The sequence below is a fragment of the Nocardioides sp. NBC_00163 genome, from assembly GCF_045206295.1.
GTDB lineage: Bacteria > Actinomycetota > Actinomycetes > Propionibacteriales > Nocardioidaceae > Nocardioides.
The window spans coordinates 5527822-5548295 of sequence record NZ_CP108155.1 but is presented as its reverse complement, the minus strand read 5'-3'; the positions used below and the strand labels follow the sequence as shown (position 1 = coordinate 5548295).

At 70.5% G+C, this 20474-nt stretch carries 16 protein-coding genes and 1 pseudogene; 3 read left to right on the top strand and 14 right to left on the bottom strand.

Annotated elements, in window-relative coordinates; all coding sequences use genetic code 11:
• Positions 1–30: 30 nt before the first annotated feature.
• A complete protein-coding gene (locus OG801_RS26520) occupies positions 31–2271 on the top strand; it encodes an MMPL family transporter (protein ID WP_406032031.1) in 2241 nt (746 codons plus the stop codon).
• A 5-nt stretch (positions 2272–2276) separates the two neighbouring features.
• On the opposite strand, the gene OG801_RS26515 is transcribed toward OG801_RS26520, so the two are convergent.
• The 9 genes and pseudogenes from OG801_RS26515 to OG801_RS26475 all read right to left on the bottom strand — a co-directional run bounded on the left by OG801_RS26515 (position 2277) and on the right by OG801_RS26475 (position 12670).
• Positions 2277–3536, bottom strand: coding sequence for an alpha/beta hydrolase family esterase (locus OG801_RS26515; RefSeq protein WP_406032030.1), 1260 nt, complete (start codon positions 3534–3536; stop codon positions 2277–2279).
• A 131-nt stretch (positions 3537–3667) separates the two neighbouring features.
• Complete coding sequence (locus OG801_RS26510) at positions 3668–4291, bottom strand: flavin reductase family protein (RefSeq protein ID WP_406032029.1); 624 nt, start codon at positions 4289–4291, stop codon at positions 3668–3670.
• Between the two features lie 58 nt (positions 4292–4349).
• A complete protein-coding gene (locus tag OG801_RS26505) occupies positions 4350–5654 on the bottom strand; it encodes a hypothetical protein (RefSeq protein WP_406032028.1) in 1305 nt (434 codons plus the stop codon).
• A gap of 39 nt (positions 5655–5693) precedes the next feature.
• Entirely contained in the window at positions 5694–6077 is a 384-nt protein-coding gene (locus OG801_RS26500) for a DUF6508 domain-containing protein (RefSeq protein WP_406036308.1), read from the bottom strand.
• 72 nt (positions 6078–6149) lie between these two features.
• Positions 6150–6626 (bottom strand): annotated as a pseudogene (locus OG801_RS26495) (O-acetyl-ADP-ribose deacetylase); the annotation flags it as partial.
• Positions 6623–9088: a non-ribosomal peptide synthetase gene (locus OG801_RS26490; protein ID WP_406032027.1), complete on the bottom strand. Its 2466-nt coding sequence runs from the start codon at positions 9086–9088 to the stop codon at positions 6623–6625. The gene OG801_RS26490 and the pseudogene OG801_RS26495, both read right to left, overlap by 4 nt.
• Positions 9085–10122, bottom strand: coding sequence for an ABC transporter ATP-binding protein (locus tag OG801_RS26485; protein WP_406032026.1), 1038 nt, complete (start codon positions 10120–10122; stop codon positions 9085–9087). Before OG801_RS26485 ends, OG801_RS26490 begins: the two co-directional genes overlap by 4 nt.
• Positions 10119–11660 (bottom strand): iron ABC transporter permease, encoded by a 1542-nt coding sequence (locus OG801_RS26480; RefSeq protein ID WP_355016919.1) that lies wholly within the window; start codon positions 11658–11660, stop codon positions 10119–10121. The genes OG801_RS26485 and OG801_RS26480 overlap by 4 nt, the downstream gene beginning before the upstream one ends.
• Positions 11661–11665: 5 nt before the next feature.
• Positions 11666–12670, bottom strand: a complete 1005-nt coding sequence (locus OG801_RS26475; RefSeq protein WP_406032025.1) for an iron ABC transporter substrate-binding protein — start codon at positions 12668–12670, stop codon at positions 11666–11668.
• 206 nt (positions 12671–12876) lie between these two features.
• Between OG801_RS26475 and OG801_RS26470 the strand changes: the two genes are divergently transcribed.
• Positions 12877–14268 carry a purine-cytosine permease family protein gene (locus OG801_RS26470; protein WP_406032024.1) on the top strand — a complete coding sequence of 464 codons (1392 nt, stop codon included), beginning with the start codon at positions 12877–12879 and terminating at the stop codon, positions 14266–14268.
• A gap of 33 nt (positions 14269–14301) precedes the next feature.
• Here the strand turns inward: OG801_RS26470 and OG801_RS26465 are convergent, their stop codons facing one another.
• Genes OG801_RS26465 through OG801_RS26445 form a run of 5 tightly spaced genes read right to left on the bottom strand, consistent with a single transcriptional unit; the run spans position 14302 to position 18955 of the window.
• On the bottom strand, positions 14302–15219 hold the full coding sequence (locus OG801_RS26465) for a LysR family transcriptional regulator (protein WP_355016916.1): 918 nt from the start codon (positions 15217–15219) through the stop codon (positions 14302–14304).
• Between the two features lie 20 nt (positions 15220–15239).
• Positions 15240–16694, bottom strand: coding sequence for an aspartate ammonia-lyase (locus OG801_RS26460; RefSeq protein WP_406032023.1), 1455 nt, complete (start codon positions 16692–16694; stop codon positions 15240–15242).
• Positions 16691–17830 carry a M20 family metallopeptidase gene (locus tag OG801_RS26455; protein WP_406032022.1) on the bottom strand — a complete coding sequence of 380 codons (1140 nt, stop codon included), beginning with the start codon at positions 17828–17830 and terminating at the stop codon, positions 16691–16693. The genes OG801_RS26460 and OG801_RS26455 overlap by 4 nt, the downstream gene beginning before the upstream one ends.
• Positions 17831–17834: 4 nt before the next feature.
• Positions 17835–18503, bottom strand: a complete 669-nt coding sequence (locus OG801_RS26450; protein WP_355016913.1) for a DUF1028 domain-containing protein — start codon at positions 18501–18503, stop codon at positions 17835–17837.
• On the bottom strand, positions 18500–18955 hold the full coding sequence (locus tag OG801_RS26445) for a RidA family protein (protein ID WP_406032021.1): 456 nt from the start codon (positions 18953–18955) through the stop codon (positions 18500–18502). The genes OG801_RS26450 and OG801_RS26445 overlap by 4 nt, the downstream gene beginning before the upstream one ends.
• A gap of 167 nt (positions 18956–19122) precedes the next feature.
• Here OG801_RS26445 and OG801_RS26440 point away from each other — a divergent pair, with 167 nt between their 5' ends.
• Positions 19123–20382 (top strand): flavin-containing monooxygenase, encoded by a 1260-nt coding sequence (locus OG801_RS26440; protein ID WP_406032020.1) that lies wholly within the window; start codon positions 19123–19125, stop codon positions 20380–20382.
• Positions 20383–20474 lie beyond the last annotated feature (92 nt).

Here is a 20474-nt window from a genome sequence, read left to right as displayed (position 1 = left end):
ACTCGTAAAACTAGCAGGGAGAGCGCGACAATGGTCGAGCCGATCCGCGAACTGATCCCCACCTCCGCCCCCACCACCCCCACCGCGCCGGCATTCCGCTCGACCTGGCTGGCGAAGCTGGGCCGCGTTGTCGCCCGTCGTCCCGGATGGATCCTCGGCATCGCGATCAGCGCGTTGCTCGTTCTCGGGTTCGTCGCCTCCGGGGCGATGTCATCGTTCGTACTGTCTCGCTGGGAGGTGCCCGGCACCGAGTCGGTGGCAGCACAGGACGAGCTCACCGAGCGCTTCGGCACCGGCACCGCGAACGTCATCCTGCTCGTCGAGGCGACCGGCGGATCGGTCGATGACCCCTCGGTCGAGCGGGAGGCCATGGCAGTCTCCGCCGACCTCGCCGATGAGTCGCGGGTGGCGGAGGTCTGGTCCTACTGGTCGAACGGACGGGACCCTTCCATGCGCAGCGACGACACTGGCTCCGCGGTTGTTCTCGCCCACGTCGCCGGCGACGCCACGAGTGCGCGTGAGGTGATCGCGGGCCTGATCCCCGCCTACACGGTGCACGGCGAGGCGATCGACGTACGCGTGGCCGGCGGAGAGGCCGCCTCGACCCAGATCAGCGAGCAGGCGGCGCTCGACTTCGTGCGCGCCGAGCTGATCATCCTTCCGCTGATGTTCGTCCTCCTGCTGATCATCTACCGCCGGCTCAGCTTCGCGCTGCTGACCCTGGGCGTCGGTGTCTTCGCCGTGGTCGGCACGCTGGCCGGACTGCGCGCCCTGACCGGCGTGACCGAGATAGCCTCGTTCGCCGCGAACATCACCCTGGTGATGGGCATCGGCCTGGGCGTCGACTACAGCCTGTTCGTGATCTCCCGATTTCGTGAGGCCCTCGGCGCAGGTCGATCGGTGCCGGACGCTCTGGCCGAGACCCTGGACACCGCCGGACGTACGGTGATCTTCAGCGGTCTGACGGTCGCGGCGGCGATGTCGATGCTGTTCGTCCTGCCGTACGACTTCCTGCGCTCCTTCGCATGGGCCGGCGTCCTCACCGTCCTCACCACGGGCATCGGCGCCATCGTCGTCCTCCCGGCTGCGCTCGCGCTCATCGGCGCGCGAATGGCCCGGCGCGGCAGCACTCCCCCCGCCGCAAGGCCGGTCGAGGCCGGGCGCTGGTACCGGCTGGGGCGACGGGTGATGGATCGTCCGCTCGCCTGGGGTGGGATCGCGCTGATCAGCCTGATCGCTCTCGCCGCGCCCGCGGCAGGGGTTCAGATCGGAGTCCCCGACGACCGCGTACTTCCTCCAGGACATTCCGTGCGCGACACCTACGACGAGCTGCGCGCAGGCTTCTCGGCCGAACCCAACGATGCCCTTCAGGTCGTCAACACCGGCCCCACCGTGGCTCCCCAGGACATCGTCGAGTACGCGATCGCCCTCTCCGCCGTGGACGGGATCGTGCAGGTCAACTCCCCCGCCGGGGTCTTCGCCGACGGCACCCGCATCGCCCCGGCACCCGATCGCCTCGACCAGGCCGACGGGCAACGCCTCGAGGCGGTCCCGTCACGCGCTGCGCTCGATGCCGGTGTCCCGACCGAGCTCGTCCACGAGGTGCGTTCTCTGGACAGCCCCTTCACCGAACAGGTGGTCGGTGGTGACCCGGCGGAGCTGGTCGACTTCCGCGACGCACTGATGGAGCGGCTCCCGCTGGCCGGCGTCCTGATCCTGATGGTCACGTTCGTGCTGCTGTTCCTGTTCAGCGGCAGCCTGCTGATCCCTCTGAAGGCAGTGCTCCTGAACATGGTGAGCATCGCCGTGATGTTCGCGGTGCTCACCGTCGTCTTCCAGAACGGGATGTTCGCGGACCTCCTCGGCTTCACCCCCATCGGCACTCTCGATCCCGCCTTCCCGATACTCATGTTCTGCGTCGTCTACGGGCTGTCGATGGACTACGAGGTGTTCATGGTCTCCCGCATCCGCGAGGAGTACGACCGAACCGGCGACAATCGGCAAGCCGTGCTCCTCGGCCTGCAACGCTCCGCCCCGCTGATCACGGCTGCCGCCGTGACCCTCGCGGTCTCCTTCGCCGTCTACGCCTCCGGCGAGGTCATGTATCTGAAGATGATCGGCATCGGTACGGCCGTGGCCATCCTCGTCGACGCCACCATCATCCGCGGTGTCCTCGTCCCGGCGGCCATGCGGCTGGGCGGCAGCGCCAACTGGTACCTGCCGCCCTGGCTCAACCGCATCTTCGGCCGCCTCAGGCTCCGCGAGTCGTGACCCGATCAGCAGGCGGTGACCACGTCGAAGCGGCCGCCCGCCGACTCCTGCAAGGTCGTCACGGTGACGTCGCCCTGCCCCAGGTAGTCCTCCGAGACGTTCGCGTAGAACGGGTTGTACGGGTTGGTGCCGTAGGAGTGGGCGCGGCCGGCGGCCTCGTGCTGGGCGTTGGTCGCAGCGCCGCAGTAGAGGCCCGGCTCGGTCGGCGGGTCGGTGGGCTCCTCCGTCGGCGGGTCGGTCGGCTCGGTGCCCCGCTCGACGCGGCGGTTGTTGTCGAAGAAGAAGTCCGTGACGTACGCCGGGTAGTCGATCGAGTTCGTCGTGACGTACGAGCCACCGGGGCCGCCGCCGGCCGGCCAGTTGTGTCCCATCCCGGTGTTCTGGATCAGGGATACCCTCGCGCCGGTGCCGTCCGACCACAGCGTGCCGGAGCCGGCGGTGTTGTTGCCTGCCAGGCCGGACAGGGAGAAGGACGACTGCGACCCGGCACCGTAGATTCCGGCCATGACCTGCGCGTTCAGGGTGTTGTAGCCGGGGGCGACTGTGGTGTCGTTGGAGCCGTAGATCACCGAGGTGAGCTGGCTGCCGAATCCCGAGGAGGCAGAGCCGGCGAACGTACGGCAGGTGTTGGTGACCTGCGACTGGGTCACTGCCACCGAGCCGATCTGCCCCGAGGTCGTCCCGACCGAAGGGCCGGCGTTGATCCCGATCCCGGCGAACACGTCGGGCGCGAGACAGCCCATCACCATCGTCTCGCCACCACCCGAGGACAGCCCGGACAGATAGACCTGGTCGGGGTCGATGTCCAGGGCCGGATCGGCGAGCAGGTCGCTGACCAACTGGAGGAGGTTGTCGTCGTGCCGCCCCGGCGAGGTCCGGGAGTGGTTGCTGTCGTAGTAGTCCCAGCAGCCGAGGAGTACGCCGCCGTTCGGTGCCGCGGGGATCGCCACGACCATCCCGCGCGCGTCCGCGGTCGCGGTCCAGTTGCCGCCGTCGCGCAGGGCGGCCGAGGTCTGGACGCAGCCATGCAGGTTGACCATGAGCGCCCGCCCGGTGCCGAGCGTCGGAGCGGTGCTGGGGACGTACAGCTGGGTGGTCATCCCGCCCGCCGTCCTGGCCGACCAGGAGCCCGCCGCAGCCGTGGAGGCCTCGGTCGGGGCGATCGCCACGGCCGCTCCCCCGGCCAGCACCAGGCCGAGGCCCGCGAGCGCGGCGCCGATCCGTTGCTGCCGAAGCCTGGACGAGATCCGAAACCCGAGACCCATGACCGATCCTCCTGAGCGAGACCAGCCCACCGCCTCCCGGCAGGCAGACCGACCGTAGATGTGACGCCCGCCACAGGTCTATGTCGACGCGGACCACAATCCGGTGCCCGGACGTGTCGATCCGGCGCCGCTCACCGATAGAGCTCCTCGTCGATGCTCGCCAGCCTCGACGGATGGACCCGCTCCCCCAGCCCGTAGAACTGCTGGAAGCTCATCACCAGTGGCCGCCAGCGATCAGGATCGATCCGGTGGTCGTGGCCGTCGAGGCGTAGCTCCGGTGCGACCCGCACCGCGGTCACCGCGACCTCCACGGCCAGCAGCTTCGGCTCACCGAGATCGTGGAGCGCTGCCACCGTTCCCTCGATGTGCACCGGGCACTCCGTCACCGACGTCGGTAGCACGGTGTCGGATCCGTACGCCGTCAGCCCGGCGTGCGCGTACTTGTCGGACACGTGCACATACCCGCGCTCGGCCTTCGCCGCCGACATCGCCGCGTTCCCCGTGGTCAGCGCGAGCCGGTCGACCTGGGTGACGAGGTCGACATTCGGAAGGTTGAGCACGATCTCAGGCCGCTCCCTCACGTTGCGCGCCGTCTGCGATGACCCGCCGATCCCGAGGACCGCCGTACGTCCCAGCCAGAAGACCGACGACATCGGCATCAGGTTCGTGGTGCCGTCCTCGTTGAGAGTGGAGAGCAATACCACCGGCGTACCGAAGTAGAGGATGGCCGGATCGATGTCGACATGCGTACCCATGCCTCGAAACTAGGGCCCCTCAGCGGCGACTTCCGGCGGTTATCCGACGGCGCAGCGTTCACCCCGTCCACGCCCTCGAGATCGCGTCGAGCAAAGGCCGGACCTCCTCGCGCCGTTCCGCTTCGGACACCTCGATCTTGTCTCCGGCGCTCCGGAAGGTGACCTCCCGCCCCTGGTCGTCACGGACGGTGACCAGCCTCCCGAAACCAGCGAGGGGCTTGATCACCTCCACCATGTCGGAAACCTCGTCGATGGCCACGTGTACCGAGAGGACGTCATCAGCCAAAGCGAACGGCGCGTACGCAGCAAGCCGCGGTGCCGCAGCGACTCGCTCAGCGACCACGTCCGGGGGTCCGGCAATCTGGTATCGCTCATCCCCGGCGACGGTGCCGGAGATCGAGATCCGGCTGAGACCAGCGGCCTCCGGGTCCTGTGCAGCCTGCTGATGGATGGCGACGACGTCGTTCACGTCGACGCCACCGATCTGGAGGCCGCGAACATCGCTGCTGACCGACCCCACCGACGAGAGCGCAGCGAGATCGAGGACGAGCTGAGCAGCGGGCACGTCCCGGCTCCAAGCGTTGATCTTGCCGCCGCTGACGCTGACCCGTTGACCGGGCGTCTTGCGCGCGAGCTCGTCGGCCGCGACCACGTCCTCACCGCGACTCATCCCCAGAACCAGCGAGCCCGGCCTGATCGCATAGCTCACGACGTCGAGCCGATCCCGGATCTCGCGGAGGCTGACGATGGGCTTCGATATCGAAACCGCTTCAGGCAACGTGTCGACGTGCTCCCAGTAGTCAGGCGCATCGGTGACGCTCTGATCCTTTCCGTGGGTCACCAGCACACCGGCGCGCTCACAGCCCGGCGTCGCGGCCCGGAGCGAAACCAAGCCGTCATAGGCCGTCACTGCATCCGCACTCGCTTTCGCCGCGACGACACAGGCCTGTGACCCGGCACCGTAGGCGATCGTCGCGCTGCTCAGATCGGTGCGCTGCCGCACCTCGTCGAGCAACCGCAACCCGCTCGCGTTGCTCTCCTCGGATGGGCTCACCTGGAGATCGACGCGGTCGATCCCGAGCATGAGCTCGTAGTCGGGACTCTCCCCGGACACGTAGGGCTCGAGGATCGCGGCGATCTCAGCGGCCCGCGCCGTGCTGATCCCGTCCTCCAAGACGATGGTTCCGCTGGCGTCACCCGCGAACGGCAGCACGTTGTTGCCACCGACCTCCACCCGCTCGATGCCGTCGACACCCTCGAGCCGTTCGCTCAGCTCATCGGCCAGCTGGTCGCCCCGGTTGGCCGCACACGACGACGCGATCAGCGCGATCGCGAGCGCCATGACGACAGTGCGAGTCCTCACAATGCTTCCTTTCGGTCCCGAAACATGGGTCATCGCTGCTCAGCGCTCGCTCTCGAACCACGTACGCAGCCGGCCGACGATAGCGTCGATGGACCCGTCTTGAAGAGCATGCCCGAAGACACCGTCGTTGAACCGTTCGCCCCGCGTGTAGACCGTGGCCAGGCGGGCGGCGTCGGCGATCGGCGCGGCGGTGAGTAGCGAGGGGTCGGAGAGAAGCGGATTGCCCCGCATCCACTTCATCCAGTCGATAGAAGCACCCGGGAGCGAGCGGTAGAGCTGGCGGACACGGTCGCTGTAGGCGGGATACGGCATCTGGATCGCGCCGCTCTCGGTCTTCTGGCCGCCACCCCAGGCGAAGTCGCGGTCCTCGGCGGTCAGCGCATCGGCGGCCTCGAAGGCCTCGAGCCACGTCGCATCCGGCACGCTCCGCAGCTCGGCCTCGACCAGGGCATCGGAGGGATCGAGGGCCTCGCGCGCGCGGTCGAAGGTGTCGTACGCCTTCTGGTCGAAAAGCACGACACGAACCTCTTCGACAGAGGTCGGGGTCCGGGCGAGGGTCCACAGGGAGACGTACGCAGCCTCCTCGAGCGGGTAGCGGTAGACGCCGGTCGAGATCGCCGGGAACGCCACCGTGTGCGCCCCGAGCTCGTCGGCCACCCGCAGCGATTCACGGAAGCACGAGGCCAGCACGGCGGCGTTGTCCTGGCCGTCTGTATAGACCGGCCCTACCGTGTGGATCACCCACCGCGCCGGGAGGTCGCCGGCCGTCGTCGCGACCGCCTGCCCGACCGGCAGACCTCCGCCGAGATATCCGGCCCGCAGCCGCCGGCACTCCTCGAGGATGGCCGGGCCGCCGCGCCGGTGGATCGCCCCGTCCACCCCTCCCCCGCCCAGCAGCGAGGAGTTGGCGGCGTTCACGACCGCGTCGACCTGCTGTTCGGTGATGTCCCCGCGTACGACCGTGATCCTCACGCGGTCAATCTAGCCACCCGGGCTCGGGCGACCCACGCCGCCGGGCCGAGCGCGGCGGCGACGCCGGCCGCGACCGAGCAAAGGACGCCCAGCCACCCCAGCCCGGCGGCCTCGAGGCCGGGATAGATCTGCCAGTGGACGAGGTAGATCCACAGCGACGCCGCGGCGAGCACGGCGGCCAGCCGGGCCAGCGGCCAGGGCAGCAGGGGCGGCCACGGGACCAGCAGGACGAGGATGCCGAGGGCGACCGTCGCCTCACGGACGGGGTCGCCGAAGAAGCCGTACGTCGCGACCACTGCCGTCACCGCGACGAGCACACGCTGCCAGGGCCGCTGCGCCTCGGCCGCCGCCCATCCCAGCGCGAGGCACCACAGGACGCAGCCGATCGTGTAGCGCTCGGTGGCGCCGGCCTCGAGGCCGACCCACAGGTACCGCACCAAGAGGGTCGCACCCACCACCACGACGGCCGCGCCGAAGCGGTGGCGCCGCTGCCACCGGTCGAGGACGGGCACCAGCAGCAGGAGGGCGAGACCGGCGAAGGACCAGGTGATGACCTCCAGGAACCACAGCTGCCAGTCGCGGGTCCACCCGTCGCTGCCGAGCACCTGGTTGAGCCCCAGGGCGGTCGGCCAGTGGTAGCGGTCGCTGACCAGGGCCACCGTGCCCACCCAGAGGGCCGCCGGGAGCGCGATCGCGGCGGCGCCCCGGAGCAGGCGACGCGCGCGCAGGGTCCGGGTGGGAGCGGTGAGCCCGAAGCGGGCGAGGTTGAAGCCGGCCACCGCGAGCAGGATGTGGGCGCCGCCGAGGAGGGTCCAGACGTCCGCATGGCTGCCGACGATGGCGACGATGGTCACCGCGCGCAGCAGCACCGGGATCTCGACGGGCCGCAACCACCGCCGCGGGCTCCGCGCGCTCGCGGCGAGCTCGGCGATGCTCCGGTGCTGCCACCCGGTCGGCAGGGTGCCGAGCCGTTCGCCGAGCTGGGTGGCGATCTCGACGAAGGAGAGCGAGTCGCCGCCGAGGGAGACGAAGCTGTCGGCCACCGTCGCATCGGGGCGCCTCAGTACCGCTGCATAGACCGTACGCAGCGCCTCGGCGTCCGCGCCCTCCGCCAGCCCCGCATCTGGCGGCCCGGCCGCGTCCGCCACGCTCGCCCAGGCATTGAGGGTGGCGTAGTCGACCTTCCCGTTCGGCGTACGCGGCACCTCATCGATCAGGTGGACCTGGACTGCCGCCCGCGGCAGGGCCACGATGCTGCCGACGCCCCCCGGCAGTCGGGCCGCGGACCCCGGATCGTCGGTGAACAGATGCAGGCGGCCACCCGGAGCGACGGCACGCGCCGACCCGAGCTCGGACTCGATCCGGTCGAGGTCGATACGCAGCCCGAGGATCTTGCCGAACCGGCTGCGTCGGCCGGTGATCTCCCACAGCCCGTCGTCTGCCTGCCGGGCGAGGTCGCCGGTGCGGAGCTCGGTGAGCTCGGGGCCGCGGGCGAGGTCGGCGACGCTCTCGGCGTACCCCATCATCACGTTCGGACCGGTGTAGACCAGCTCTCCGACACCGTCGGCCAGGCCGTCGCGAGCGCCGTCGACGGGATCGAGGTGGAAGTGCCCGCCGGGGATCGGGATGCCGATCGCCTCGGGCCGGCTCGCGGCCAGGGCGGGTGGGAGGTAGGCCATCCGGGCGGTGGCCTCGGTCTGGCCGTACATCACAACCAGGTCCCAGCCACGCGACTCCCCCAGCGCGGCATAGCGACGGACGGTCTCGGCCGGCATCTTGCCGCCGGCCTGGGTGATGTAGCGCAGCGACGGCAGCGAGCGGTCGGAGAAGCCCGAGGTGTCGAGCAGGTCGAAGGTGTAGGGAACACCCGCGAACGAGGTCGCGCCGTGACGCGCCGCGGCGTCCCAGAAGCACTCGTCGGCGACCGATAGGTCGGTGAGGATCACCGCGGCTCCGACGCTCAGGTGGGAGTTGAGCACCGAGAGGCCGTAGCAGTAGTGCAGCGGCAACGAGCTCATCGCCCGGTCGGCGGAGGTGAGCCCGAGGTAGGCAGCGATGCTGGCGGCGTTGGCGGCCAGGTTGTCCCGGGAGAGCCGGACCAGCTTCGGCGACCCGGTCGAGCCCGAGGTCGACAGCAGCAGGGCAAGGTCGGGATGGAGCGCGGCGCGGCCCTCGAACGCGGCCCGATAGCGCGCCCGGAGCTCCTCCATGTCACCTCCGGGCGGAGTCAGCAGCACCGGACGACGAGCGGCGAGGGCAGCCAGGTAGCCGATCACCGAGTCAAGGTCGTTGCCCGCCTCGAGCAGCACGACACCGTGGGCGGGACCGTACGCCGCCGCCCGGTCCATCACCGCCTGCTCCAGCTCCGCGTAGGTCAGCGTCGTCTCGTCGGTGATGACCGCCGGATCGCCCGGCCGCCCCTTCAGGAGCAGCTGCGCTCCGGTAACGATCGTCGAGCTCATCGCATGTTCCCGGGATAGCCGACCAGCGGCCCGACGACGTCGAGCGCGACGGTGGCTCCGATGTCGGGGATCCCGGTGCCCGGGACCCGGGCGGTCACGCGTACGTCATCGCTCAGCCGCACCCGGATGGTGGCGTCGTGGCCGAAGAAGGAGACCTCCTCGACGACGCCCTTGGTGCCCGAGGTGGCGTCGACCGAGACCTGCACCTGCTCCGCGCGGACGACCAGCGTCACCGGTCCGGCGGGCCGCGGCGTGGTGAGCGCGACCTCGCCGAGCGGCGAGTCGACCCGCCCGGCGCCGTCGACCTCACCGGTAAGCAGGGTCGCCGAGCCGAGGAAGGCCGCGACCCCGGGATGCTCGGGGGTCAGGTAGACGTCCACCGCCGAACCGACCTGCAGGAAGCGCCCGGCAGCCATCACGGCCACCTGGTCGGCCAGCGAGAGCGCCTCGCCCTGGTCGTGGGTGACCAGCAGCGCTGCCGCGCCGGCCGTACGCAGCGCACGCACGACCGCTCGCCCGGACTCCTCGCGCAGCCCAGCGTCGAGCGAGGAGAAGGGCTCGTCGAGGAGCACCAGGTGGGGCCGGGGCGCGAGCGCGCGGGCCACGGCGACCCGCTGCTGCTGGCCGCCGGAGAGCTCGTGGGGATGCCGATCGGCCAGCTCGGCCGGCAGCTCGAGCAGCCGGAGCAGCTCGGCGACACGGTCCTGCCGCTCGGCACGGCCCACGTTCCGGCGCAGCCCGAAGGCGATGTTGCCGCCGACGTCGAGATGCGGGAAGAGGGCACCCTCCTGCGGGACGTACCCGATCCCGCGACGGCGTGGCGCCAGCCCGGCGACCGAGCGGCCGCCGATCCTGATCTCGCCCGCTGTCGGCGTCATGAACCCCGCGACACATCGCAGCAGCGTCGTCTTGCCGCAGCCCGAGGCACCGAGCACCGCGGTCACGCCGCCCTCGACGGTCAGGTCGAGCCCGTCGAGCACCTGGCGCCGACCGTGTCCGGCCCGCAGCCCGCTGATCTCCAACGCGGCGGTCATCGAACCTCCCCTCTCGACGAGCGACCCAGCAGGATCGTCGCCGGCATCGCGAGGAGCACCAGCGCCAGCGCGTAGGGCGCCGCGGCACCGTAGGCGACCGAGGACGCCTCGCTCCAGAACTCCGTGGCCAGCGTGGTGGTCCCGATCGGGGCCAGCAACAGCGTCGCGGTCAGCTCCGTGGAGACCGCGAGCGCGACCATCGCGGTCGCCGTCGCGAGCCCGGGCAGGAGCAGCGGCAGGGTCACCCGGCGCATCGCCCCAGCTCTGCTCAACCCCAGGCTGAGCGCGACCTCCTCCAGCCGCGGCGGCACCAGCTCCAGCACCCCGCGCACGGCGACGAGCGCGCGCGGCAGGAACAGGATGACGTACGCCGCCACGAGCAGCGGCACCGTCTGGTAGAGCCCTGGCAGCCAGCCGATCGCGACGGTGACCAGGGCGAGTGCGACCACCACACCGGGCAGTGCGCTGGTGACGTACGCGACCCGCTCGACGCCCAGCGACCAGCTCGTCCGGCGGCGGACGGCCTGCCAGACGACCGGCACCGCGGCGGCGGTCGCGACGACTCCGGCGACGGCCGCCAGCGCGATGCTGGTGCCTGCGGCAGGCAGCAGGCGGCTCAGGTCGAGCTCGGCCGAGGCGCCCCGGACCAGCCAGCGCACCAGGCTCGCTGCCGGGAGGCCGACGGCCAGCGCGACGAAGATCCCGAGGGCGACGACCACCGGAGCGGTCCCCCGCCCCAGCCGCAGCCGGCTTGAAGGACGCGCGGTGCCGCTCCCGACGCGGGCGCGCCGGACAGGACCGCGGATCAGCATCTCCAGGGCCAGCAGCCCGAGGCAGGCCATCAGCAGCACGCTGGCCAGCAGGGTGGCGGCCGGACCGTTGAAGGCGGTGCCGTACTGCTGCAGGATCGCGGTCGTCAGGGTCGGGTAGTTGAGCAGCTGAAGCGCGCCGTACTCGGCCAGCAGGTGCAGCCCTACCAGCAGCGCACCACCGAGCACCGCCGGTGCGACGGTCGGCAGGACCACGCGGAGGAACACCTCCCGCGGCCGCCGCCCGAGGGAAGCCGCGACCTCCTCCAGCGACGGGTCGAGGCGTCGCAGCGCCGCCACCGCGGGCAGGTAGACCAGCGGGTAGTAGGAGAGCGAGACGACCAGCACTGCCCCGGGATAGGACTGGACCGCGTGGGTCGTGGCGACCCAGGCGTAGCCGTTGACGAAGGCTGGGATGGCCAGCGGCGCGCACAGCGCTCCGTGCCACCAGCCGGCCAGGGGCAGGGAGGTCCGCTCGACCACCCACGCCCCGCTGACCCCGAAGACGACGGACAGCAGTACACCGCCGACCAGCAGCCGGCCGGTGTTCCACAGCAGCTCACCGATGCGCGGCCGGACCAGGAAGTCGTACGCCTCCGCCGGCCCCAACGAGGCGGTCGACCACACGACGTACGCCACCGGGAGCAGGCAGACGGCGGCGATCGCGCCGGCCACCGCCGGCATCAGCCACCTTCCTGAGGAGGCGGCCGGAAACGTGCCGAGATGCACGCTGCTCAGAGGAACCCGACTTCCGTCATCATCTCGACCACGGCGTCGCTGTCGAGCTCGGAGACCGAGACGGCGGGCGGTTCGAGCTCGGAGAACGGCTTGACCGGCGGGTCGAGCTGCACCTCGGGGTTCAGCGGGTACTCCAGCGCATAGCTGTCGGCCAGCCCCTGCTGCCCGGTCTTGCCGGTGAGATAGCCGATGAACTTCTCGGCGTCGGTCTTGTGCTCGGCCGAGGCCAGCACGCCCGCCCCGGAGACGCTCACGAAGGCGCCGGGGTCCTGGTTGCCGAAGAAGTGGAGCTCGGAGCTGTCGCTGACCTCGCCGGACTCGGCCTGATCGCGGTACCAGTAGTAGTGGTAGATGATCCCGACCGGCACCTCACCCGCGTTGACCGACTCGAGGACCACGTTGTTGCCGTCGTAGACGGTGCCGTTGGCCTTGATCCCCTCGAGCCATGCCTTCGTGGCCGCCTCGCCCTCGAGGGCCAGGACTCCGGCGACGATCGCCTGGAAGTCGGCGCCGGTCGGCGAGAAGGAGATCTTGCCCTTCCACTCCGGCTCGGCCAGTTCGAGCAGCGAGGCCGGCAGCTCGGCCTCGGTGATCTGGTCGGTGTTGTAGACCAGCACGGTGGAGCGGGCCACGAACCCGGTCCAGGCGTTGCTGTCCGGCCGGTACTGCTGCGGGATCGGCGCGGTCACGTCCTCCGGCAGGGTGGCCAGCAGACCCTCACGCTCGACCGCGGCCATCGCCGGGGAGTTCTCGGTGAGGAAGACGTCGGCCGGCGACTTCTCGCCCTCGGCGACCAGCTGTGCGGCGAGCTCGAGGTCCTTGCCGTTGCGCAGCTCGACGTCGATCCCCGTCTCCTTCTCGAACGCCGGCACCAGCTCCTCCATGAGCTGCTCGTGCTGGGCGTTGTAGACAACCAGCGCGTCGCCGGAGGAACAGGAGGTGAGCGTTGCCCCGAGAAGGGCAACCGAGACCGAGACCACAACAGCTGAGATAGGCTTCACGGCCGTCCTTTCAATTGGTAAGCCTCACCTTAGAAAGGTTTACCTAAGAACGCGAACGTGAGGGTATCGGGTGTTCGGCCGGCGCTCGGTCTCGTACCGAGCGAGCATCGGTTCTGCTGATGCATTGCGCCAAAAGGATTCGTTTGCCAGAGGAACTACCGAGTCACGACCATGGTGGGGCGCCTCACACCCTTTGGAGAATGACCATGTCTGACCAGCCAGTCGTCGAGAAGCACACCATCGGCTACGTCCCACCCGAGGACCGCCATGGCAAGGTGCGCGACCTCTTCACCCTGTGGTTCGGGACCAACATCGCTCCCCTGCCCGTCGTCACCGGTGCCGCCGGAGTCACCGTCTTCGGCCTCGACCTGTTCTGGTGCGTCGTCGCCATCGTGGTCGGCCACCTCGTCGGCGGTGTCTTCATGGCGCTGCACTCGGCCCAGGGCCCACAGATGGGCATCCCGCAGATGATCCAGAGCCGTGGCCAGTTCGGCTCCTACGGGGCACTGATCGTCGTGGTGATCGCGGCGGTCATGTACCTGGCCTTCTTCGCCTCCAACATCGTCCTCGCGGGCCAGTCGCTGCACGGCATCGCCGACCCGATCCCGGTCGAGGCGGGCATCGTCCTGGGGGCGCTCGGCTCAGGCCTGATCGCGGTGATCGGCTACAAGGTGATCCACTCGCTCAACAAGGTCGCCACCTGGGTCCTCGGCATCGGGATCGTGCTCGGCACCGTCGCGATCTTCGTCTCCGGCGTGCCCGCGGGCTTCTGGACGCAGGGCGGCTACAGCACCGCCGGGTTCCTCGCGACCGTCTCGCTGGGTGCCCTGTGGCAGATCGCGTTCGCGCCGTACGTCTCGGACTACTCGCGCTACCTGCCGGCGAGCGTCGGGGTGAAGGCGACCTTCACCGCCACCTACCTCGGCTGCACCCTCGGCTCGATCCTGCCGTTCGTCTTCGGCGCGATCGTGGCGCTGGCGATGAAGCCGGGCGTCGAGGTGATGACCGGGGTGCGCGACACGACCGGCGCGTTCGGTACGCCGCTGCTCATCCTGTTCCTGCTCTCGGTGATCAGCCACAACGCGCTCAACCTCTACGGCACCGTGCTCTCGGTCATCACCTGCGTGCAGACGTTCGTCGCCAACTGGATCCCGACCGCCCGCAGCCGCGTGGTGCTCTCACTGGTGGTGATGGCCGCCTCGACGTACTTCGCCATCGGCGTCTCCGGCAACTTCATCTCGCACTTCGTCGACATCGTGCTCGCGCTGCTCGTCGTGCTGGTCCCGTGGACCGCGATCAACCTGATCGACTTCTACCTGATCCACCGCGGCCACTACGACCTCGACTCGATCTTCGCGGCCGACGGCGGCATCTACGGCCGCTTCAACGGCCAGGCGATCCTCGCCTACGTGATCGGCATCGTCGTCCAGATCCCGTTCATGGCGACGCCGCTCTACACCGGTCCGGTCGCGGACAAGCTCAACGGCGCCGACCTGAGCTGGATCATCGGCCTGGTCGCGACCGCGCCGGTCTACTACCTGCTGGCTCGCGGCCGCAAGCTCGCGCCGAGCGAGATGGCGCTCGCCTCGCACGCCTGAGGCACCGAGCGCTCCCACGGCGGGGAGGTCGCGTCAGCGGCCTTCCCGCCGTCGTGCTGCCCGGCCCGAGGAGCGGACGAACGCCTGGGCGCGGGCGGTGAGGCGTACGCCCTTCATCGAGGCCAGCACGACCTCGAGGGGCTCGACCGGGTCGGTGATCTCGAGGGTCACGATCTGCGCACCGTCGTACGTCGTGTCGCTGGCCGGGCGCTGGTTGAGGACCGACCATCCCTGGCCGTTGGCGACCATCGCCCGGACGGTCTCGAAGCCGGCGCTGCGGTGGCGGATCCGCGGACGGAAGCCGGCCGACTCGACGAGCCGCTCGAAGTACTGCCCGCTGTGCGGCAGGTCCAGGAGCACCATCGGCTCCTCCTCGAGCTCGGCGAGCGCGACCTTCTTGCGGCGCGCCAGCCGGTGGCCCTTGCCGATGAGGACGTACGGCGCCGCGAGGCCGACCCGGACGTGGTCGATGTCGTCGTCGAGGTCATAGCCGTACATGAGCGCCAGCTCGCAGCTGCCCGAGCGCAGCGCGTGCTTGAGCGCGGCGTGCTCGTCCTCGACCACGGAGACATGGATGCCGGGGTGGTCCCGCTCGCAGGCGGCCAGCAGCCGCGGCAGCTCGAAGGGACCCAGGGTGGTGAAGCAGCCGATGGCGAGGTCGCCGACGAGCGCCTGACCGGCGGAGCGCGCCACCTCGACCAGCTCGCTGGTGTGCACGAGGTAGCTGCGCAGCTCGCGGAAGAACTCCTCGCCGGCCGCCGTCAGGGTCAGGCCGCGCGCGTGGTGGCGCAGCAGCAGCTGGACGCCCAGCTCCTTCTCGAGCTGGGCGACGGCCGTCGAGACGGCCGACTGCGAGACCACGAGCTGCCGCGACGCGGCGGTCATGCTGCCCAGCTCCGCAGCCGCGGCGAAGTAGCGCAGCTGGGTCAGGGTGAAGGACGGCTCGGCCATGCGAGCCATCCTGCCCGAAGTCACTCCCGTTTCGCCCGATTCGCCCAGTTGACGCCTTCGCCGTTCGCGTCCAGGTTCGCGAGCGTCTCGGGTCGCAGCAGCGCGTCGAGCACGACCGGGTCGAGGCCACCGGCGGCAAGCGCCAGATCCCGTACGTCACCCGCACCGCTCAGCGCGGCCTTGGCGATCTCGGCGGAGCGCGCGTAGCCGAGCAGCGGGGTCAGTGCGGTGGCGAGGCCGGCGTTGCCGGCGGCAGCGGCGGCGAGCTTGGCGGCGTCGACGGTGATCCCGTCGACGCACAGCTCCCGCAGCGAGTCGAAGGCGGCGGCGGTCCAGGTGAAGCCCTGGAGCAGGCCGTGCGCCATCACCGGCTCGAACGCGTTGAGCTGGAGCTGGCCGCCCTCGGCCGCCATGGTGACGGTCAGGTCGTTGCCGATCACCCAGAAGGCGACCTGGTTGACCATCTCCGGGATGACCGGGTTGACCTTGCCGGGCATGATGCTCGACCCGGCCTGGCGGGCGGGGATCTGGAGCTCGCCGAGCCCGGCCTGTGGGCCGGAGCTGAGCAGCCGGAGGTCGTTGCAGATCTTGGACGCCTTGACGACGATCCGCTTCAGCACGCTGGAGACCTGCACGAACGCGCCGGTGTCGCTGGTCGCCTCGACGAGGTCGCCCGCGCCGACCACCGGCAGTCCGGTGATCTCGGCGAGGTGCCGGACGGCGAGCCGCCGGTAGTCGGGGTGGGCGGTGATCCCGGTGCCGATCGCGGTGGCGCCGAGGTTGATCTCGCACAGCAGCACCCGCGAGTCGGCCAGCCGGGCCAGCTCCTCGCGCAGCGTGATGGCGAAGGCGCCGAGCTCCTGGCCGACCGTCATCGGGACGGCGTCCTGGAGCTGCGTACGGCCGATCTTGGGGACGGCACGGAACTCGGCCGCCTTGCGGGCGAACGAGTCGGCGAGGGCCTCGGTGGACTCGACCAGGCGGTCGATCGCCCCGACCAGGGCGAGCCGGACGGCGGTCGGGTAGACGTCGTTGGTCGACTGGCAGCGGTTCACGTGGTCCAGCGGGTGGATCTCGTCGTAGCTGCCGAACGGCAGCCCGAGGATCTCGAGCGCCCGGTTGGCGACGACCTCGTTGGCGTTCATGTTGGTCGAGGTGCCGGCGCCGCCCTGGATCACGTCGACGACGAACTGGTCGTCGAGTACCCCGTCGCGGACCTCCTGCGCGGCGGCGGCGATGGCACCGTGGCGCCGGTCGTCGAGCAGGCCGAGCTCGTGGTTGGCCCGGGCGGCGGCGAGCTTGACCGCGCCTAGGGCGGCGACCAGCGAGCGGTGGCTCCCGACGGTCGTGCCGCTGATCGGGAAGTTCCGCAGCGCACGGGCGGTGTGCACGCCCCAGTAGGCGGTCGCCGGGACCTCGAACGGGCCGAGCGAGTCGTGCTCGGTGCGGGTCGGTGGGGCGTCGACGGTGGTCATCGTGCGGCCGCCTCCTCTGCGACGTCGAGCGCGGTCCAGGCCAGCGCGGTGGCGGCGTCGAGGAGCGCCTTCTCGGCGTCCCCGCCGACGCAGTGCGCGGCGAACTCGGGCTGGTGGTTGAGGGCGGTCCCGGAGTTGATGCCGACGTAGGGGTGGATCGCGTTCACGACCTGGGAGACGTTGCCCATGTCGGTGGAGGCTCGGTTCATCCGGCGAGCGGGAGTTCCCGGGTCGAAGACCCGGCCGATCTCCTCGGCATTGCGCCGGTACGCCGCCAGCGCGGGCGCGAAGGTGCGGAACTCGGCGTACGGCTTGCTCTCGGGTTCGACGGTCAGCTGCGCGCCGGTGGCGAGCGCGCCGGCCTCGAAGCAGCGCCAGACCTTCTCCTCGGTCTCGGCGAGCTGGGCGAGGCTCTCGGCACGGACGTACCAGCGGCCCTCGGTCCGCGCGGGGATGGCGTTGGGTGCCTCTCCCCCGTTGGTCATCACGCCGTGCACGCGTACGGTCGGCGGCAGCTGCTGGCGGAGGAGGCCGATCGCGACCTGGGCGATGGTGAAGGCGTCGGCGGCGTTGACGCCCTGCTCGGGATAGGCCGCCGCATGGGCCGCCTTGCCGCGGTACTCGACGTGCGAGTGCGACACCGCGAACGGCTCGGCCTCGGCGACGTCGACGGGAGCGGGGTGAGCCATCATGGCCAGGTCCAGGCCGGCGAAGGCCCCACGCTCGAGCAGCTCGATCTTGCCGCCACCGCCCTCCTCCGCGGGGGTGCCGTAGACCTCGATGGTGAGCCCCGCGGCGTCGGCCAGCGGGGCGAGGGCACGGGCCGCGCCGACGGTGATCGCGGAGATCAGGTTGTGGCCGCAGGCGTGGCCGAGACCCGGGAGGGCGTCGTACTCGGCGCACAGGCCGAGACGGAAGGGGCCGCTGCCGAAGGTCGCCAGGAAGGCTGTCTCCAGCCCGAGGTAGGCCGGAGTGACGGTGAACCCGGCCTCCTCGAGGGACTCCGCGACCCAGCGCGAGGAGTTGTGCTCCTCCCAGCCGGTCTCGGGGTTCGCGTGCAGCTGCTCGGAGAGCCGGACGAGGCGCTCGGCGTCGCTGCTGACGGTGGTCGCGGCGTACTGCTTCGAGGTGGTCATCGACTCACTCGTCCCCGGGCACGCCGTAGGACGGGGCGACGGTGGGGTCGAGGCCGCGGGTCACGTAGTCGTCACGCTGCGGCATCCAGACCTTCAGCAGGTCGCGGAGCTCCTCGACCGGGCGCTCGCTCCAGTCGACGCGGAGGTCGGTGACCCGCCAGGCGACGTCGCGTACGACGGACAGGCCTGCCGAGTGCAACGGCCCGGCCTCGCCACCGGCGGCCAGCCCGGCCTCCAGGGCAGCCAAGAGCCGCTCCTCGAGGTCCCCGGTCGCGGCCTCGAAGCCGGCGACGACGGCGTCAACGACCTCGGTGCCGGCCAGCAGGTTGCCGGCGGCGACGACCTGCGGCGCGACGGCGTGGTGGTGGATGCCGAGCGACCCGGAGCCGCTGTACGCCGCACCGGCGCCGTCGAGGCCCAGCACGGTCAGCTGGCGGTGGTCGATGTGCTCGCGGCCCTGGGTGACCGAGGCGAGAGCGGCCCGGGCGTCGAGGCCCGAGGCGAGCGCGTCGAGCAGCTCGGTGCCCAGGCGCGGGTCGGTGATGTTCTGCGAGGAAGCGCCGCCGACGCCGGGACGCAGGTGGATGCAGCGCGCGGCGACGGCCGGGCTGGAGGAGGTCACGGCGATGCCGACGGCGCCCTTGCCGTCGGTGGCGAGGACGGAGAAGGTCACTTCGTCACCTCGGGGATGACGGCGATCGCGTCGACCTCGACCAGCCACTCCGGGCGGGCCAGGGCGGAGATCACGATGCCGGTGGAGATCGGGTGAACGCCCTTCGTCCAGCGGCCGATCGTCCGGTAGACGGTCTCGCGGTAGCGCGGGTCGACGATGTAGATGGTGAGCTTGACCAGGTGCTCCATCTCGGCGCCGGCCTCCTCGAGCAGCATCTTGATGTTGGCCATCGCCTGCTCGGTCTGCGCCTCGACGTCGCCGATGCCGACCGACTCGCTGGTGTCCAGGTCCTGCCCGATCTGACCGCGTACGTAGACGGTGTTGCCCGCGACGACGGCCTGGCACAGGTCGTTGTCGAGGTTCTGCTCGGGGTAGGTGACGCTGGTGTTGAACGGGCGGATCCGGGTGTGTCCGCCGACGACGATGCTGCTGCTGGGTTTGTTGGTCTCCACGACGACCAGTCCACCTCGTCCGACGGCATGTGTCCAACAGATGTTTCCAAGGACTATCGTCAATGAAACAGATGCAATGGCGGCGCGGTGATTGCATCGGCCGATCCGATGGGTAAGGCCAACAACATCTGTTGGACACGAGCAATGCGGCGGCTCAGGATCTGAGTATGTCCAACGAACAGATCGAGGTCCTCGTCGTCGGCGCCGGTCAGGCCGGTGTGGCGATGAGCGAGCACCTGAGCGACCACGGCGTACCCCATCTCGTGCTGGAGCGTGACCGGATCGCCGAGCGCTGGCGCACGATGCGCTGGGACTCGCTCGTCGCCAACGGCCCTGCCTGGCACGACCGGTTCCCGGGCCTGGAGTTCCAGGACGTCGACGCCGACGCCTTCGCCACCAAGGACCAGGTCGCGGCCTACTTCGAGGCGTACGCCGAGAAGATCGCCGCCCCGATCAGGACCGGCGTCGAGGTCACCTCGGTGACCCGCAACCAGGGCCGCCCGGGCTTCCGGGTCGAGACCTCCGACGGCGTCATCGACGCGCGGTACGTCGTCGCGGCGACCGGGCCGTTCCAACGGCCGGTCTACCCGCCGATCGTCCCGGACGGCGCGGTCGCCGTGCAGATGCACTCGAGCGACTACCGCAACCCCGACCAGCTCCCCGAGGGCAACGTCCTCGTCGTCGGCGCCGGCTCTTCCGGCGTCCAGATCGCCGACGAGCTGCAGCGCTCCCGACGCCAGGTCCACCTCTCGGTCGGCCCGCACGACCGTCCACCGCGCAGCTACCGCGGCCGCGACTTCTGCTGGTGGCTCGGCGTCCTGGGTCTGTGGGACCTGGAGACCCCGGCCGCCGGCGCCGAGCACGTCACGATCGCCGTCAGCGGCGCCCGCGGCGGCCACACCGTCGACTTCCGCGCCCTCGAGGCGAGCGGGATCCAGCTCGTCGGCATGACCGACACCTACGACGCCGGCACCCTCACCTTCCGCAAGGATCTGGCCGAGAACATCGCCCAGGGCGACGCCAACTACCTCGCCCTCCTCGACGCCGCCGACGAATACGTCACCCGCAACGGTATCGACCTCCCCGAGGAGCCCTCGGCCCGCGATCTCGGCCCCAGCCCTTCAGCTGCGACCACGCCCCTGCTCTCCCTCGACCTGGCCGAGGCCGGCATCACCACGGTGATCTGGGCGACCGGCTTCGCGACCGACTACGGCTGGCTCCAGGTCGACGCGCTCGACGAGAACGGCCGCCCGGCCCATCGCCGAGGCGTCTCCACCGAGCCCGGCGTCTACTTCGTCGGCCTCCCCTGGCTCTCCCGCCGCGGCTCGTCCTTCATCTGGGGCGTTTGGCACGACGCCAAGCACGTCGCCGGCCACATCGCGACGCAGCGAAGCTACGCGGCATACGACCGCCAGGCGCGGGGCTGATCCACGGCGCCAGTGGTGTCTGAGTTCCAGCGTGGGTGGGGCCAATACCGGGTTTGGGCTGGGAGATTTAGAAGCAGGGTGCCTGGGCTGGG

Coding starts and splice junctions, on each gene's coding strand:
- OG801_RS26520 (WP_406032031.1), top strand. CDS start 31: ATGGTCGAGCCGATCCGCGAACTGATCCCCACCTCCGCCCCCACCACC.
- OG801_RS26515 (WP_406032030.1), bottom strand. CDS start 3,536: ATGGGTCTCGGGTTTCGGATCTCGTCCAGGCTTCGGCAGCAACGGATC.
- OG801_RS26510 (WP_406032029.1), bottom strand. CDS start 4,291: ATGGGTACGCATGTCGACATCGATCCGGCCATCCTCTACTTCGGTACG.
- OG801_RS26490 (WP_406032027.1), bottom strand. CDS start 9,088: ATGAGCTCGACGATCGTTACCGGAGCGCAGCTGCTCCTGAAGGGGCGG.
- OG801_RS26485 (WP_406032026.1), bottom strand. CDS start 10,122: ATGACCGCCGCGTTGGAGATCAGCGGGCTGCGGGCCGGACACGGTCGG.
- OG801_RS26470 (WP_406032024.1), top strand. CDS start 12,877: ATGTCTGACCAGCCAGTCGTCGAGAAGCACACCATCGGCTACGTCCCA.
- OG801_RS26465 (WP_355016916.1), bottom strand. CDS start 15,219: ATGGCCGAGCCGTCCTTCACCCTGACCCAGCTGCGCTACTTCGCCGCG.
- OG801_RS26460 (WP_406032023.1), bottom strand. CDS start 16,694: ATGACCACCGTCGACGCCCCACCGACCCGCACCGAGCACGACTCGCTC.
- OG801_RS26455 (WP_406032022.1), bottom strand. CDS start 17,830: ATGACCACCTCGAAGCAGTACGCCGCGACCACCGTCAGCAGCGACGCC.
- OG801_RS26440 (WP_406032020.1), top strand. CDS start 19,123: ATGTCCAACGAACAGATCGAGGTCCTCGTCGTCGGCGCCGGTCAGGCC.